The organism is Nocardia sp. NPDC058499 (assembly GCF_042719915.1).
In the GTDB taxonomy this organism is placed as follows: Bacteria; Actinomycetota; Actinomycetes; order Mycobacteriales; family Mycobacteriaceae; genus Nocardia.
Genome location: NZ_JBHXMZ010000002.1, coordinates 205,924 through 221,821, shown reverse-complemented (window position 1 = coordinate 221,821; position 15,898 = coordinate 205,924). Strand labels below are relative to the sequence as shown.

The following is a 15,898-nucleotide window of genomic DNA, read 5'->3' as shown; positions in this document are numbered from 1 at the left end:
TGGGCAGGTAAACGCGCGGTGTGAGTTGTCGTGGATCTAGAGCAGGGTGCGGGCGACGCGCGCGGCCCGTTCCAGTGGCTCGCGGTCGCGATGTGTCTGTGCGAGCAGTAGCGCGCCCTCGATCAGGGCCAGGAGGGAAACGGCCAGATCGTCGGCATTGTCGTAACCGGCCGTCCGGAGGCTGATCCGCAAGGCCTCCGTCCAGCGTCCGTAGACCTCGGCGCAGGCGCGCTGGACAGTATCGTTCGCGCCGGAGACCTCCAAGGCGACGGTTGCGACGGGACAGCCGCATTCCCAGCCGGATGCCTCGAGCCGATCGCCGAGCAGGGTGATCAGAGCGGTGACCGCGCCGGCCGGGTCGGTGAGATCGGCCTCTGCGAGCGCGGTATCGATGACCCCGGAGGTCTGGGTGATGGCGGCGGCGACGAGTTCGTCCTTACCGCCCGGGAAATGGAAGTACAGGGAACCGCGCGGAGTATCGCTGTCCGCCAGTATCTGGTTGAGACCGGTGCCGAAATAGCCGCGGCGTTCGATCGACGACCGTGTCGCCTCGATCATCCGCTGCCTGGTTTCGGCTCCTTTTGCGCCCACGCCTGAAAAGTAGACCGGTCTTCATAAAAAGTCAATGCTCGCACGTCGCAGCGACCGTGCCGGTCAGGGGCGGGTTCGCGGGATCTTGTTGCGGTACATGGCGGTATCCGCGGCCTGCATCGCCTCGTCGATCGCTGTCGGCGCGTCCTCGAGATACACCGTGCCGATACTCGCGCCGATACTGATCGTCCGCTCACGGATCTCCATCGGTACGGTGAGAGCGGTCTGCACGTCTGCGCTGAGCATGGCCAGTTCGGCCGTACCGGTGCACTGCTCGAGCACGGCGATGAATTCGTCACCGCCCAGACGTGCCGCCAGCCCACCGGCCGCCGTCACGGTTTGCCGCAGGCGGGCGCCGACTATCCGCAGCACCTCGTCGCCGACGGTATGCCCCCACCGGTCGTTGACCTCCTTGAACCCGTTCAGATCCAGATAGGCCATCCCGATCGGTGGTGTTGCCACGGCCAGCCGGTCGAAGAAATGGCCGCGGTTGGGCAGGCCGGTGAGTTCGTCGTGATTGGCGTCGTACCAGAGGCGGGCGGCGAGCTCCCGGCGTTCGGTGACATCGACCGCCACACCGATCAGGAAACGGACCTGACCACTGTGATCGCGCACAGCCGACATCGACAGATCGATACCCGTGGACGTCCCGTCCGGGCGCGGGTGGTCCAGTTCCAGCCGGAACCGGTCGATACTGCCCGCCAGCAGCTGGGTCATCCGCTGGTAGGCGTCGCCGATATTGGCATGACCCACCACATCGGCCACCGGACGGCCCGGCATCTCTCCCACATCGATACCGAGCATGTCGGCGAATGCCGCATTCGCTTCGAGAACCCGCCCGTGGGTGTCGACCGTCCCGATTCCCACCGAGGCGCCCGCGAACACCGCCTCGAAACGCGCTTCGGACAGTTCGCGTCGCCGCTCGGCTTCCTGGGCGGCCGCCAGCGCCGCGGCGAGCGTGACCTCCTGCTCCGATAACGCCACCGAACGCAGTGCCGCCGTGAACCCGGTCGCGAACTCGGCGGCCACGAGCAGCGCGCGGTCGTGCACCGCGTCCCCAGCAACCGGATCCGTGGCCTGGACGTACCGGGCCATATCCGCGCAGATCAGCGGGATCGTCCGGCCGGCTACCGCGGGATCGCGGTAGTTCGCCGCGACCAATGCCTCGGCCGCGTACTTCCCGGCCTCCGGCCCGGCGGTGCCGCGCAGGGCAGCGAGCAACTGTTCGACCTGTTCGGTCAGCAGTTCCTCGATACGATCCCGCGTCAGGGTCGGCGCCACCGCGCCGTCGAGCACGTCGGCCCAGCAGACCGCGAGTTCCCGCGCGGTCACCCGTATCTCCTGCGCAGTACCCCCCGGGTCAGGACTTGCACCCCACACCGGCCAAGCCCAGCGACCGGCCCGGGGCCTCATGCCGATCGCGCTCCGATTCCGGCCGCCACATCGGCAGTTCGACCACACCGGGTTCCACGAGCTCCCAGCCGTCGAACATTTCGGTGATCGCGGCACGCGAGCGGAATTGGATCCCCACCTGATTACCGTGCTGTGAGGATTTGTGCAGGGCAGCCGCATCGTCGGGACGCAGCGCGGAGGTCAGATGTGAGATGGCGACATGACTTCCGGTGGGCACCGCATGCCGGAGCGCGGCCACCTTCGCCGCGGGCAGATCGTCGTCGGCCAGCAGGTGCAGTACCGCGATGAGCAGGATCCCGACCGGTTGTTCCGGCTCGATCACTCCGGTGTCGCGGACCCGCGCCAGCAGTTCGGCGGGTTCCCGCAGATCGGCTTCGATGGCGCCGTAATTCGGTTCGCCCACCAGGATCGCCCGCGAATGGGCCACGGCCACCGGATCGATATCCACGTAGAGCACCCGCGCCCCGGGATCGCACTCCCGGACGATCTCGTGCACGTTACCGGCGGTCGGGATACCCGAACCGATATCGAGGAACTGGGTGATACCCGCATCGATCAGAAAGCGCACGGCCCGCCGCAGGAACGCGCGGTTGCTCAGCGCCAGCCGGGGCAGATCCGGCACCAGCCGGCTACCGCGTTGAGCGGCGAGCCGATCGACTTCGAAGTTGTGCGAACCGCCCAGCAGCGCGTCGTACATACGCGCCGGGCTCGGCTGCATCATGTCCACACCCTCGGGTGCCCAGGCCGGCCTGTCCATCTCGTCCCCTCTGCGCTCGAAACCCGCCCCGGCCGTATCGTCCTCGGTCCGCGTCCGGGAAACCCCTGCGCTGCGCTACGGACCGCCCACGGTGCGGCGGACCGGTGCCCACTCGGCCGAGTTCTTGTTACGGCCGTAAGGCACTGTGCGCATAATAGCCGGTACGGCGCAGGTCCCGTCGGCGGGAACGCGCCCGGCGGCCCGGCTCCGAGCCGGATCGAGAAGGAAACGTTCTGTCAGGCAACTGGTTCGGGAGTCGGGGCCTTCGGTGTTTCCGCTGTGATAGCCCCGGAATCGGTGTTCGCGCGGGTGAGGAACACGAAGGCGAGCACCGCCGCCCCGATGGAACTGATCAGCATAGTTATGAAAAAATATATATGTCAAGAGATGCGATATCGTGGGTGCCATGAACTCCGATCGTCGCGCCCAGGACGGCCGCGACCTGCCCGCGGTCCTGCGTGATCTGGCCTGGACGGTGCACCGGCTGGTGCCGGAAGTCGCGGGTGTGCCGCCGCTGCCCACCACCGAACTCGCGGTGCTCGAGCAGATCCTGGCCGCACCCGGTATCACCGTCACCGAACTGTCGAAACGACTCGGTATGCGGCAGAGCAATGTGAGCGCCGCGGTGCGTAGCCTGGTCGGCCGCGGGCTGGTCACGCGGTCGGTGGACCCGGGCGACCGCCGGGTGATCCGGCTGGCGCCGACCGAGAACGCCTTCGATGCCCGGCAGACGATCCATACCGCGTGGTCGGGCACTGTCCAGCAGGCCATGACGCGGCTCGACGACGATCAGGTCGACGCGCTGTACTCCGCCGCCGACGCGCTCGAAGTCCTCGACCGGGTGCTGCGCGCGGAACGGGATTGAAGACCGGCGGCGGCACCCGGGCCCGTGGGTGGGCTACGTAACCCCGGAAACGACCCCGCGGGGTTGGATCAGCGGCAGGTCGTTGTAGGTGACGATGCCCGGCGGTGCCGCCACGACGGCCGGGATCGCGTTGATCACCGGCATCGCGGTCATGATGTGCCCGAGTGTCATGAAATCCGCGATCGTCTCGGCCTGGAAATCCGGTGGCGGCAGGAAACTCACAATGTTCTTCACCGTCGGCCGCCCGTCCACCTGCAGCACCCAGCCGTCCTGGTCGATCTTCCAATCCGGTTCCAGGGTCTGGCCTTTGCGCCAGCGCACGGTGAGCTCCACCAGCGTCCGGCCGGCGACGATACCTTTCCAGCTCGCGAACACGCCGGCCACGCAGCCGGCCGGGATGGTCCACGAGCCGAGATCGAGATCGGCAGTGGTCCGGGCATATTCGGCGTCGCAGCGTACGTCGTCGAGTTCGACCCCCAGGGCGTCGGCGATGAGCCGTACCGCCTCACCGAACACCCCGGTGCCCTCGGCGGTCATCGCCTGGAGATCGGGATGGTCGATCGGCTGACCGAATCCCACCGGGCGTTCGGTCGCCGGGGAATCGTAGAAGGTGGTGTCCGCCGCCTCGGAAACGGTCACTTTGTCGACCCGGTCGCAGATACCGGCCGAGACGATGGCCAGCAGATTGACGAAACCAGGGCTGATCCCGGAGCCGAACATGGTCGCGCCGCCGCGCCGGCAGGCCTCGGCGATACGGTCGCGGCCCTGCCCTTGGCGGTGCCCGGTGATGAACGACGCGGACGACACGACGTCCACCCCGGCCTCCAGGATCCGGACCAGTTCGTCGACGTCGATCCACATCGGGTTGTAGACCACGCAATCCGGCTTCGACGCCAGTAGGGCGCCGATATCGTCGGTGGCCGCGATTCCGACGGGATCGATCCCGCACAGTTCGCCGATATCGCGGCCTACCTTGTCCGGTGACCACGCATAACAGCCGACGAGTTCCAGGGTCGGGTTCGCGACGACGGCGCGCACCGAGCTCTTCCCGACATTGCCGGTCGTCCACTGGACGACCCGATACCGACGATCCTTGGGCATCCGCTCAGCTTAGGGTCGATTTGCGATGCATGGAACGAATACTCTGAAATTTGAGAATCGGGTTTCCGTCTGGATGTCTCGCCGCCCTTGGATGCCGGTGCAGCCACGGCCGGGTGCGAGTCCAGTTCGGTGGTATCCATCACAGCGGCCGAGATTCGTGGACCGAAAGCGGTGTGTGTCACATTTTGTGCCGAATGGATCGCCGAATCGCGCGCGGTCGTCGGTATGCGGCGGGGGCTTCGGGGCGCAACCGTTGGGTGCGGGTCGCCGCGTCTCGAAGGGCTTGTCCGGCAAGTGTTTTCGGTCCGGTGAACGACCGGGGCCGGACGTAGGTGAATTCTTTGTTGAACGTCCTGCTTACGCGCTTCGGGGGAAGCCCGGACCCGTCAAGGTCCCGTCAACCTGTGTTATCCGGAGGTCACAACACGGTAATATCGAATTGCTCGCCGAGGCGTGTATCAGGCGAGCCCCGCCGGATCGAAGGTTGGTGAGACCACCCATGTCGGTATCGATGTTCGACGAAACCCTGCCACGCGGTGAACGAGACGGGGTCGGGCTGCGGGTCGGCGCAATCATCGATCGCGGTGGTGAGGTGCTGTTGCTGGAACTGCCCAGCACCGGGCCGATTCGTCCCACCCGCAAACTGCCCGGGGCCACTGTGGAGCCCGGTGAATCGGTGACCGGCGCCCTGATCCGCGGTGTACAGGAGGAGACCGGGCTCGCGGTCACCGATATCCGCCACCATGTCGGCGACTTCGACTATCTTTCGCCCGCCGGTAAGCCGGTGCGGCGCTTGCATTTCGCAGTCGAGGTCGAATCGCCGGGCCCCGTGGTGCTGGGCGCGCACGCGAGCTATGTCTGGGCGCCCCTGAACAGTGGCGACCTGTCGGTCACCTCCTCGGTCCAGAAGATCCTCGACACCTATCGGGAACTCGTCTATCCCTGACAGCGTGTCCGATAACTCGTGTGGGTTATCGGACGCCCCCGTTCCCGGGCGTCCTCGGTTCATACCCCGGCCGGGGAATGAACCTCGGTTTCCGCGTCTTCCGGGCCGGTTGCACCGGCACCCACAGGTGCCGGTCGGCGTCTTTCCGCCGGCGGACATCGGTGACCCGGCCCCCTGCTCGGAGGTTCGAGGATCCTGAAACGTCTGTTCTCGTCTCGGTTGCCCAGGCGGCGGCGGCGTTGCGCGGGGCGTTCGCCCGGTGCTCGCTGCGTGGCGTACTCGAGCCTGGGGCCGGAGGTCTGCGCAGGCGCGTTCGTACCGCGCTTGCGGCGCAACCGATAATCGCAACAGCGCCGAGGGCGGTGGCCCAGGTCAATTTCTCGTTCAGTACCAACGCCGCCCAGCACAGCGTGAATATGGGCTGGGCGAGTTGAACCTGACTGACCTGCGTCATCGGTCCGATCGCCAGGCCGCGGTACCAGGGCAGGAAGCCCAGGTACATGCTCACCACGCCGAGGTAGGCGAAGGCGCCCCACTGCGCCGCTGAGCCCGCCGGAGGCTGCTGGGCCACGGAGATCCCCGTCAGTACCACCATCACCGGAGCGGACAGCACCAGTGCCCACGAAATGGTCTGCCAGGCACCCAGTTCCCGGGCCAGCAGCCCGCCTTCGGCATAACCGCAGGCCGCCGCGACGACCGCGCCCAGCAGCAGCAGATCCGACCATTGCGGACCGCCGAAACCGCCGCCGCGGAACCCGGCGAATACCAGCGCCGCCACTGCACCGGCGGCCGCGGTGAGCCAGAAGGCTCGTGGTGGCCGCTCATGGCCGCGGAGAACGGCCAGTACCGCGGTCGCCGCGGGCAATAGTGCGATCACGACGGCGCTGTGGCCTGCCGACGCTTCGGTGAGCGCGAAGGACGTCAGTAGCGGGAATCCGGCGACGACACCACCGGCGACGACACCCAGCCGGATCCACTGCCGGCCCCGGGGCCACCGTTGTCCGGTGAGCGCCAGCGCGCCTCCCGCGAGCAGTCCCGCCACGACCGCGCGTCCGGCGGCAACGAAAAGTGCGGTGAAGCCGTCGTCGGCAACGGCGATCTTGGTGAGCGGCACGGTGAACGAGAAGGCCAGGATGCCCAGCAGGCCCCAGGTCGGGCCCGCATATCGGGACGGTAGCGGTTCTGCCGCCCGGGTAGTAGCGCTACTATGTTCTCTCATGTCTGACGATAGCAGTTCGCGTATCGCGGCGGAGCTTCGCGAGTGGATAGCCGAGGCCCCGCCCGGTGCGCAGTTGCCGTCCACCCGGGCGTTGGTGGCCCGGTATGCCGCAAGTCCGGTCACGGTGCAGAAGGCGCTGCGCATCCTCACCACACAGGGATTCGTCGAAAGCCGCCCCGGAGTGGGGACTTTCGTACGTACGGTGCGCGATACCCGCCCGCACGACTACGGGTGGCAGACCGCGGCACTGGGCACACCGCGTAATCGCTCCGCGCGCTGGTTCACCGCGCTGCAGACGGTCGCCAATGACCGGATAGCCCTGCATTCCGGCTATCCGGACCGGGAACTGCTGCCCGAACGGCTGGTTCGCGGCGCCTTCGCGCGCGCCGCCCGGGGCGACGCCACGGTCAACCGGCCACCCAGTAGCGGACTCCCGGATCTGCAGGCATGGTTCGCGACCGAACTGGCGGCGGTGACCCCCGCAGGTATGATGGCGCCGGCCCCGAGTGATGTCGTGATCTTCCCAGGGAGTCAGAGCGGGCTCGGCACGGTCTTCCAGGCGCTGGTCGGACCCGGCCGGCCGTTGCTGGTGGAATCGCCCACCTATTGGGGTGCGATTCTGGCGGCCAACCGGGCGGGGGTGCAGGTGGTCCCCGTCCCGAGCAGTTCCGACGGTCCGCGCCCCGAGGATCTGGCCCGGGCATTCGAGCGGACCGGCGCTCGCGCCTTCTACGCCCAGCCGCATTTCGCCAATCCGACCGGCGCGCAATGGCAACCGGAACGGGCGGCCGGGGTGCTCGATGTGGTGCGTGCACACGGAGCGTTCCTGATCGAGGACGACTGGGCGCACGATTTCGGTATCGATACCGTCCCGACCCCACTGGCCACCCGCGACGAGGCCGGCCACGTGGTGTATCTGCGGTCGCTGACGAAAAGTGTTTCGCCGTCGGTCCGGATCGCCGCTGTCGTCGCCCGGGGTCCGGCGCGGGAACGGATCCTGGCGGACGCCCAGGCGGAGTCGATGTATGTGAGTGGTCTGCTACAGGCCGTGGCCCTCGATGTGGTGACCCAGCCGGGCTGGCGAACCCATACACGTGGGCTGGGCCGCCGGCTGGCCACCCGGCGTGATCTGTTGATCGCCGCGCTGCGCGAGCACCTGCCGCAAGCCCGCCTGGATGTGGTGCCACGCGGCGGGCTGCACCTGTGGGTGCGTTTACCCGATCCCACCGATGTGGCCCGGCTCGTTCGCGATTGTGAGGACGACGGGGTGGTCATCGCGCCCGGGGACGAGTGGTTTCCCGCCGAACCGACGGGTGCCTATCTGCGGCTCAACTACTCCGGCCCGAACCCGGGCGCGTTCCCCGAGGGCGTGCGGGTCGTCGCCCGGGCGCTGGCCGGGCAGGGACGATAGGCCGCGCAGATACCGGTCGCGAGGAGTCCGCGACCGGTACCCGTGCGGGGATCAGTCGGGGAGAACCGAGATGGTGCCCCGGCAGACCGCGGTCTGGGTGTTGAGCCACCACCAGCCGCCGCCGGTCCGGGCGGTCACCGTGAAGGCGACGGTGCCGACGCCGGTCCAGGTGCGGTTCACCGGAATACCCGGTTTACCCTTCAGCATTTCCTCATCGCTGACGCTGGTACCCGACGCGCCGGTGGTCTCGTTGTGCCAGTCGACCTGCACCTGGGTGCCGTACGGCGTGGTGGTGGGAATCGGGAACAGGCTCGCGGGCGGGTTCGGCAGGTCGTTGTCGCCGCTGAGCAGCAGCGCCGGTTCCAGTTCCCCGCCCGGTGGGCGGCTGGCCCCCGAACTCGCCCGGATATGCCAGGTGAACGGTGGTGCCCACGCCAGCGGATTCGCGCTGCCGCAGGTCATAACGGTCGACGACGGTGGCTGGGCCGCGGCGGTGCCGGCGCCGGCCGTGAGGAGGGCGGCGGCCGCGGCGACGGCGGTTGCCGGGGCGAGTGCTGCGGTGACGAGCTGACGTGCGCGAGGCATCTGGGCTCCCTGATCCAGTAGGGGACTGTCGGTGTTCCGCGTGGAAAGAGAATATCTACCTGGGTGTCGCCGCCGTGCCCGTTTCCGTTTCGCCCGGAGCGGCGTAGCCCGGACCGGGCCGGGGCGTTGAGGCCCGGTGTGTGAACGGCCGCTCCGCCGTCGACCCGGCTCAGCTGTATCGGGCGAGATGCCGGGCCAGGTAGCGGCTGTCGCGTCCTACGCCGTGCAGGGTGCCGGAGAGGATAGTGCGCTGATACTCCAAGCCCAGGAAGGCCAGACCCGGGTGAGCAGTCGAGATACCGTTCCGATGTGACGGGAAACCCGCGGCATCGACGGGGCACAGTGCGCTCAGATGTGCCAGTGCCGGTCGGTACCCGGTGGCCAGGACGACGGTATCCACCTCCTCGCTGCGGCCGTCGGGCCAGTGCAATACCCGTTCATCGGCCCGGACGAACATCGGCCGGGATTCGGGGTTGCCCTGCTCGAGTGTTTCGCGGTAGCCCTCGGTGTCCACGATGGGGATCGTGCCGCTGTGGAAGAACCGCCCGATCGGCAGCCGGGACGCCAGGGATATCGCCCGCCAGAATCGTGAATCGGCCGGGATCGGTTCGTTCGTCGCATAGCGCAGGGGCGTGCGGTGCGCCAGGACCACTCGCGTTTCGGCGGCGAGTTCGACGGCTATCTGGACGGCGGAGTTACCGGATCCGACCACCACGATCCGCTGCCCGGTGAACGGTTGCGGGCGACGGTACTCGGCGGCGTGTAACACCTCGCCGGTGTAGCCGGACAATGCGGGGATCTCCGGACGGTAGGGATTGGCGTAACCACCGGTGGCCGAGACCACCACCGGAGCGGTGAATTCGGCACCGGTGGTGGTGCGCACCCGGAACGTTGCGCCGGCCCTGTCCACAGCGGTGACCCCGTGCCCGGTGTGTATCCCGCCCGGTATCGCGGCCGCGCACTGCCGCAGATATGCGGCGACCTCATCGCGCGTCGGGTACCGGTGCGGATCACCCGGAAAAGGGTTGCCGGGGAGCGCGTTCATATGTGCGGGGGTGAACAATCGCAGACTGTCGTAGTAGCTCGGCCAGGATCCGGCGGTATCCGACCCGGCTTCCAGCACCACCGGGCGGAACCCGTACTCCGAAAAGGCCAGTGCGGCGGCTATCCCGGCTTGGCCTGCGCCGATAACAATAGCTGGGGTATCCATGATGACCGTGATCCTGACATTTCGGGCACGCGAGGGCCAGGTATTTTCGGCGGCGCGGGGTTCCTGCTCGCCCGCGGTTGTTCAGCTCCGGACGTGATCCTCGACGAAGACCTTGCGGCAGGAGGGGGCGCAGAACGCGTAGTCGACCCACTCGTGGGTGTAGGTGATCTGGGCGGTCGCCCATTCGACCTGCCTCTCAACGTCCAGCGGCAGGCCGGCGGTGTATGTGCGGAGTTCCGCGGCGCTCGGGTGGAAGACCGCCCTCTCCCGGATCCCGGCCGCCCGGATCTCGGGCAATCGGGTGACCACCGACCGGAGGTGCAGATTGCAGACCGGACAGCCGGCGAATCGGCGAAATTGCAGGTGGGTGAGGTGGTCGGGGTCGGGCAGGGGATCGCTGCGCCGCTGATGCCCGTCAGGGTGCGGGCGGATACGCTGTCAACCCGTGCCCAGGCCGCGTTCCCTCACCGATGAGCAACTGGTCGCCGCCGCGCTGTCGGTGATCGACCGGGACGGTCTGCCCGGCTTGACCATGCGCGCGGTCGCCCGGGAACTGGCCATCGCCACCATGGGGCTGTACCGGTATGTCGCCGACCGGCAGGCGTTGGAAGTCCTCGTCGTCGACCACATCTTCCGCACGGTCGACCGCACGTTGCCCGCGGTGAACTGGGCGGACCGGATGCGGATCCTGATGGAACGCCTACGGGTCGCGGTGGCCGCGCATCCGGCCGTGGTGCCGCTGGTGCTGCGTCACCGCCAGGCCGCCCCCGGCTCACTGCTACTGATCGAAACCATGCTGGCTCTGCTCACCGAAGGCGGCCATACCGGAACCGACCGGGTCGTCGCGCAGCGCACGCTGATCGGTTATCTGCTCGGATTCCTGCAGAACGAGCACTACGCGGCACTGTCGGGGGCGGGAACCGTCACCATGTCCGAGCTGCCTCCCGAGCGGTACCCGCACCTCTCCGGTGCTGCGGCCGACGCCCGCACGCTCCCGCCCGCCGAAGAGTTCCGGCGCGGTCTCGATATCGTGCTGCGCGGGCTCGGGGGCTGATCGAGCCGCGCCCTCGCGCACCCGTTCAGCGAGAATCGTCCGGATCGGTCGAGCGGTCTTCCTCGTCGTCCCCGGGGGCGATATCGGGGCAGTTCCCGGCGAGGATGGCGCCCAATCGGGCTCTGGGCGGCAGCACCGCTTCCTCGAGGATCGCCAGGATTTCGTCCTCCGGGCTGCGGCCGTGGTCGACCGCACGTATCCGCAGGGCGCGGTATACCGCGTCCGGTACATGCCGAACAGATAGCGTCACCATGGAGCCGTCTTTCGTCGACAGTCGTCGGTGCCCCGATTATATTTCCTGTCCCGTCCTGGACCGGGTTGCCCGGCGTCTCGTTCTGATATCGCCACGTGCGCTGGGGATCGGGAACCGACCCGGGTAATCGCCCGAAAGTCATTCCCGCGCTGGGAATATGCCGCAGGATCGACACTTGTCGATGCGATACGAATTCTGGGCCGGATGGTCCGGTGCGGTGCGCGGCTGTCCACGCGCGCATCCGGAAAGTGAGGCGGAAATGAATCACAAGCTCTGGTTGCTCGGGCGGCTCGCCGCGGTGGGCGGGCATATTCTCGGCGAGAAGATCACCGGGCACCGTGCCCGCACCATCGACGATGTACCCGCCTCCGGGGCGGTGCTGACCACCGAATGGCTCACCGCGGTGCTGTGCCGCGACACCCCCGGTGCGGAGGTCCTCTCGTTCGAGATCGACGGTGGCAGCAGCGGCACCTCGACCCGGACCGCGATCCGGGTGGAATACAACGAGGCCGGGCGGGCCGCCGGATTGCCGCGGGCCTTGTTCGCGAAAACCACCACCTCGCTCAGCCAGCGCATCCTGCTGGGCGGCGGCAAGATGATCGACGGGGAGACCCGGTTCTTCCGGGATTTCCGTCCGGAACTCGATATCCAGGCGCCGCTCGGCTACTGGGGCGCCTCCGATCCGGCGTCCTGGCGTTCGATCGCGCTGATGGAGAATATCGCCGTTACGCGGGGTGCGGTGTTCAGTGAGCCCACCGAACCGATCGGCCGCGCGGAGATGGAAGATCTGGTGCGCAACCTGGCCCGGTTGCACGGGACGTTCTGGGAGAGCCCGGCGATCGAACCGCTGAAGACGACGAACGAGGCGCTGGCCGCGTACCTGGCTGCGATCGATATGCGGACCCGCTGCACGGTGGGGCTGGAGCGGGCGGCGGAGGTCGTACCCGAAGAGTTGCACGGTCAGGCGGACCGGCTGTGGGCCGGTGTGGAACGGGCAGTGGACCTGGCGACGCGGGAACTTCCGCACACCCTGCTGCACGGGGACCCGCATATCGGTCAGACCTACCGCACCGCCGACGGCCGGATGGGATACGTCGATTGGCAGGTCGTGATGCGCGGCGGCTGGGGTCACGATTTCGCGTACACGGTGAACTCGGGATGCGAGCCTGCCGACCGCCGGGCCTGGGCTGAGGATCTGCTGCGGGCCTATCTGGACGAACTCGCCGCCGCCGGTGGCCGCGCGCCGTCCTTCGACGAGGCCTGGCTGATCTACCGGCAGCAATCGATGTTCGCGTACGCCGCGTGGGCGTTCACGATCGGCCGGGCCGCCTACCAACCCGAAATGCAACCGCAGGAGACCTGTTTGTCGCTTATGCGCCGGATTACCACTGCGGTGCACGACAATCGATCGCTGGACGCATTGGGAGTCTGAGCGGTGGACCGGGGCCGGGGCCGGCGGCTCGGCCCCGGTCAGCCGTATTTTCGCCCGCCGGGCCGGGGCGGCAGATGTGCGGACCAGTCCAATGAATTTCTCGAAAAGGCCGTGTGGGCAACCGTTTTCGAAAACGAACAGAGAGTCCGGCGGTGTCGTAACATCGCGTCGTTCCGGCTCGAGTCAGTAGGCAGGAGGAGGCTCGAACCGGTGCCCGGCCGGTGGAAAACCATCGGTCCCGCTACCAGACGTATGGAGTTCCTTCTTGACCAGCTCGGAATATCGAAGGCTCGCCCCGGCCCCGGCCGGTCCCGGTTCGCACGACGACCCCCGGTACGCGCTGTATCTCCCGGAATTCGCCGCCGACCCACATCGCGCCTACCAGGACATGCGCCGGCGCTACGGTTCGCTCGCACCTGTGGAACTGGCCCCGGGGGTGCCGGCCACATTGGTGATCGGCTACTCGACCGCGCTGCGTGTACTCAACGATCCGGAACGTTTCCCCGCCGATCCACGGACCTGGCAGAAGGGGGTTCCGGCGGGGTGCCCGGTGCTGCCGATGATGGAGTGGCGGCCGATGGCCAGCCGCTGCGCCGGTCAGGAATTCCTGCGCTACCGGCAGGCGATCACGGCCGGTATCGACGAAGTGGATATGTTCGCCATCCACGCGGTGGTGGAGAACATCGCGGGACCGTTGATCAACTCGTTCTGTGCGGACGGCCGGGCCGAACTGATCCAGCAGTATGTTTTCCCCTTGTCGTTCCAGGTGATCAACTATCTGCTCGGCAGCCCGCCGGAGGTCGGTCAGCAGGTCGCCGCCGGTATCGCCGCCATGCTCGAGGGTATCGACGCCGAGGCCGGTAGCCGGATGCTGGGCGAGGCCCTGGCGAAGCTGGTGGCGACGAAGCGGGAGAACCCCGCGGCCGATATCACCTCGGTGCTGCTGCGGCATCCCGCCGAGCTATCCGACGAGGAGGTGTCGCACCATGTTTCGCAGGTGTACGGCACCGGGATCGAATTCGAACTCAATCTGATCGTCAACACCTTGCTGCTGATCCTCACCGACGACCGGTTCGGTGGCAGTGTGCTCGGCGGCAACCTCACCTCGCGCGATGCCCTGGACGAGGTGCTGTTCAACGATCCGCCGCTGGCGAACCTGCTGGTGACCTATCCGCGTATGCCGATCCTGCTCGACGATGTCTGGTTGCCCGCGCATCAGCCGGTGGTGATCAGCATGGCCGCCTGTAACAACGATCCCAAGATCCGGGCCTCGGAGCTCACCGGTAACCGTGCCCATCTGGCGTGGGGTCTCGGTCCGCACGCCTGCCCCGCGCAGTCGCTGGCCTACATCATCGCCGAAGGGGCGATCGATCAGTTGCTGGACGCGTTACCGGAGATGCGCGCCGACTTCCCCGACGACGAACCCGCGTGGCGTCCGGGCCCGTTCCATCGGTCGCTGGTGGAACTCCCGGTCACCTTCCCGCCGGGTGCGCCCCTGCTGGGGTTCGAGCCTGCCGCCGCCCGTCCCGCGACGTACACCTGACGGAATGCGGTAACGCTGACGCGGCCGGCCGAGGCGAGTCACTACTTGAATCCAGATTCAAGTTGGTTTAGCGTGCGGAGAGCAGCGAAGGTCCCTCTGCGGCGTATCGAGCCGCGCCCCGAAGATCGGAGTTCTCCCGTGGAACTGTTCACCTCGACCGACCGCGCCCGCGAGTACCGGCAGAAACTGCTCGGCTTCATGGACGAATGCGTGTACCCGGCCGAACCGGTCTACGCCGAGCAGATGGCCGCGGCCGGCGATCCGCATCATCATCCGCAGATCCTCGAGGATCTGAAGGCCGAGGCCAAGACGCGCGGGCTGTGGAATCTTTTCCACCCGCACGAGGAATGGGGCCCGGGACTGACCAACCTGGAGTACGCGCCGCTGGCCGAGATCATGGGCCGCAGCCCGGCGCTGGCCCCGGAGGCCTGCAACTGTTCGGCGCCCGATACCGGGAATATGGAGGTGTTCACCCTCTTCGGTACCCAGGAACACAAGGAACGCTGGCTCGAACCGCTGCTCGACGGCACCATCCGCTCGGCCTTCGCGATGACCGAGCCCGGTGTGGCCAGCTCCGATGCGACGAATGTCGAAATGCGGATGGAACGCGACGGCGACCACTACATCCTCAACGGCCGCAAATGGTTCGCCTCCAATGCCATGCACCGCAACTGCAAGGTGCTGATCGTCATGGGCAAAACCGATCCGGAGGCGCCCAAGCACCGGCAGCAGTCGATGATGGTGGTGCCGATCGATGCGCCGGGGGTCCGGGTGGTCCGTAACCTGCCGGTGTTCGGGTACGTCGACCGCGAGGGGCACGCCGAAATCGAATTCACCGATGTCCGGGTGCCGCTGACCGATGTACTCAAAGGCGAGGGAGAGGGTTTCGCGATCAGCCAGGCACGGCTCGGTCCGGGCCGGATCCACCATGCGATGCGTGCCATCGGGATGGCCGAGCGCGCGCTGGAACTCATGTGCGCGCGGGCCGAATCGCGGATCACGTTCGGGCGCAAGGTCAGTGAACGCGCGAATATCCGCGACTGGATCGCCGAGGCCCGGATCGATATCGAACAGGCACGGCTGCTCACCCTGAAAACGGCCTGGATGATGGATACGGTCGGCAACAAGGAGGCGCGCACGGAGATCGCGGCCATCAAGATCGCCGCGCCGGTGATGGCGCTGCGCATCGTGGACCGCGCGATCCAGGTCTACGGGGCGGCCGGGGTCACCGAGGATTTCCCGTTGGCGAGCATGTACGCCCACCTGCGGACCCTGCGTATCGCCGACGGACCCGACGAGGTGCACAAACTGACCATCGCCCGCGCCGAACTCGGCAAAGCCCGCGCCGCCGCCGAAGCCGCCGGCTGAACGAGGGTGCGCATCCGGAGCGGAGATCCGGCCGGCGGCGAGGACGTCGAGTACCTGGCCGGCCCGGCGACGTAGCGCCCGTGTGGCGGATCGGCTCGGGACACGTTGGATAGGTCCGGTCGGCGCCCCGCGATCATGGGTGCTGCCGGG

The 15,898-nt window shown here is 67.6% G+C and carries 16 protein-coding genes and 1 pseudogene; 7 read left to right on the top strand and 10 right to left on the bottom strand.

The genetic code is table 11. The features are described 5' to 3' along the window. Positions 1–36: 36 nt before the first annotated feature. The 4 genes from ACFWPH_RS06145 to ACFWPH_RS06130 form a co-directional block, all read right to left on the bottom strand. Entirely contained in the window at positions 37–591 is a 555-nt protein-coding gene (locus tag ACFWPH_RS06145) for a TetR/AcrR family transcriptional regulator (protein ID WP_378748468.1), read from the bottom strand. Between the two features lie 63 nt (positions 592–654). Beyond that, positions 655–1,923: a diguanylate cyclase domain-containing protein gene (locus ACFWPH_RS06140; protein ID WP_378748467.1), complete on the bottom strand. Its 1,269-nt coding sequence runs from the start codon at positions 1,921–1,923 to the stop codon at positions 655–657. Between the two features lie 28 nt (positions 1,924–1,951). Further along, positions 1,952–2,761: an SAM-dependent methyltransferase gene (locus tag ACFWPH_RS06135; RefSeq protein WP_378748466.1), complete on the bottom strand. Its 810-nt coding sequence runs from the start codon at positions 2,759–2,761 to the stop codon at positions 1,952–1,954. A 236-nt stretch (positions 2,762–2,997) separates the two neighbouring features. Then, positions 2,998–3,120, bottom strand: a complete 123-nt coding sequence (locus ACFWPH_RS06130) for a hypothetical protein (RefSeq protein ID WP_378748465.1) — start codon at positions 3,118–3,120, stop codon at positions 2,998–3,000. 47 nt (positions 3,121–3,167) lie between these two features. Between ACFWPH_RS06130 and ACFWPH_RS06125 the strand changes: the two genes are divergently transcribed. After that, complete coding sequence (locus ACFWPH_RS06125) at positions 3,168–3,626, top strand: MarR family winged helix-turn-helix transcriptional regulator (RefSeq protein ID WP_378748464.1); 459 nt, start codon at positions 3,168–3,170, stop codon at positions 3,624–3,626. Between the two features lie 33 nt (positions 3,627–3,659). Here ACFWPH_RS06125 and ACFWPH_RS06120 read toward each other — a convergent pair whose 3' ends face one another. Further along, on the bottom strand, positions 3,660–4,727 hold the full coding sequence (locus tag ACFWPH_RS06120) for a dihydrodipicolinate reductase (protein WP_378748462.1): 1,068 nt from the start codon (positions 4,725–4,727) through the stop codon (positions 3,660–3,662). A 499-nt stretch (positions 4,728–5,226) separates the two neighbouring features. Between ACFWPH_RS06120 and ACFWPH_RS06115 the strand changes: the two genes are divergently transcribed. Then, positions 5,227–5,673 (top strand): NUDIX hydrolase, encoded by a 447-nt coding sequence (locus tag ACFWPH_RS06115; protein ID WP_378748461.1) that lies wholly within the window; start codon positions 5,227–5,229, stop codon positions 5,671–5,673. A gap of 301 nt (positions 5,674–5,974) precedes the next feature. Here the strand turns inward: ACFWPH_RS06115 and ACFWPH_RS06110 are convergent. After that, positions 5,975–6,892, bottom strand: a pseudogene (locus ACFWPH_RS06110) (DMT family transporter); the annotation flags it as partial. On the opposite strand from ACFWPH_RS06110, the gene ACFWPH_RS06105 reads away from it, so the two are divergent. Beyond that, a complete protein-coding gene (locus ACFWPH_RS06105) occupies positions 6,891–8,303 on the top strand; it encodes a PLP-dependent aminotransferase family protein (RefSeq protein ID WP_378748460.1) in 1,413 nt (470 codons plus the stop codon). The pseudogene ACFWPH_RS06110 and the gene ACFWPH_RS06105 sit on opposite strands and share 2 nt — an antisense overlap. 51 nt (positions 8,304–8,354) lie before the next feature. Here the strand turns inward: ACFWPH_RS06105 and ACFWPH_RS06100 are convergent, their stop codons facing one another. The 3 genes from ACFWPH_RS06100 to ACFWPH_RS06090 all read right to left on the bottom strand — a co-directional run bounded on the left by ACFWPH_RS06100 (position 8,355) and on the right by ACFWPH_RS06090 (position 10,407). Continuing rightward, on the bottom strand, positions 8,355–8,888 hold the full coding sequence (locus ACFWPH_RS06100) for a hypothetical protein (RefSeq protein ID WP_378748458.1): 534 nt from the start codon (positions 8,886–8,888) through the stop codon (positions 8,355–8,357). Between the two features lie 169 nt (positions 8,889–9,057). After that, positions 9,058–10,098, bottom strand: a complete 1,041-nt coding sequence (locus tag ACFWPH_RS06095; protein WP_378748457.1) for a flavin-containing monooxygenase — start codon at positions 10,096–10,098, stop codon at positions 9,058–9,060. A gap of 81 nt (positions 10,099–10,179) precedes the next feature. Continuing rightward, on the bottom strand, positions 10,180–10,407 hold the full coding sequence (locus tag ACFWPH_RS06090) for a hypothetical protein (RefSeq protein WP_378748455.1): 228 nt from the start codon (positions 10,405–10,407) through the stop codon (positions 10,180–10,182). A gap of 136 nt (positions 10,408–10,543) precedes the next feature. On the opposite strand from ACFWPH_RS06090, the gene ACFWPH_RS06085 reads away from it, so the two are divergent. After that, positions 10,544–11,152 (top strand): TetR/AcrR family transcriptional regulator C-terminal domain-containing protein, encoded by a 609-nt coding sequence (locus ACFWPH_RS06085; RefSeq protein WP_378748454.1) that lies wholly within the window; start codon positions 10,544–10,546, stop codon positions 11,150–11,152. 25 nt (positions 11,153–11,177) lie between these two features. Here the strand turns inward: ACFWPH_RS06085 and ACFWPH_RS06080 are convergent, their stop codons facing one another. Further along, positions 11,178–11,405, bottom strand: a complete 228-nt coding sequence (locus ACFWPH_RS06080) for a plasmid stabilization protein (protein ID WP_378748453.1) — start codon at positions 11,403–11,405, stop codon at positions 11,178–11,180. A gap of 259 nt (positions 11,406–11,664) precedes the next feature. Between ACFWPH_RS06080 and ACFWPH_RS06075 the strand changes: the two genes are divergently transcribed. The 3 genes from ACFWPH_RS06075 (at position 11,665) to ACFWPH_RS06065 (ending at position 15,748) form a co-directional block, all read left to right on the top strand. After that, positions 11,665–12,837 (top strand): aminoglycoside phosphotransferase family protein, encoded by a 1,173-nt coding sequence (locus ACFWPH_RS06075; RefSeq protein ID WP_378748451.1) that lies wholly within the window; start codon positions 11,665–11,667, stop codon positions 12,835–12,837. Positions 12,838–13,102: 265 nt separating this feature from the next. Beyond that, complete coding sequence (locus ACFWPH_RS06070) at positions 13,103–14,380, top strand: cytochrome P450 (protein ID WP_378748450.1); 1,278 nt, start codon at positions 13,103–13,105, stop codon at positions 14,378–14,380. Between the two features lie 144 nt (positions 14,381–14,524). Beyond that, positions 14,525–15,748 (top strand): acyl-CoA dehydrogenase family protein, encoded by a 1,224-nt coding sequence (locus ACFWPH_RS06065; RefSeq protein WP_378749400.1) that lies wholly within the window; start codon positions 14,525–14,527, stop codon positions 15,746–15,748. Positions 15,749–15,898: the final 150 nt, after the last annotated feature.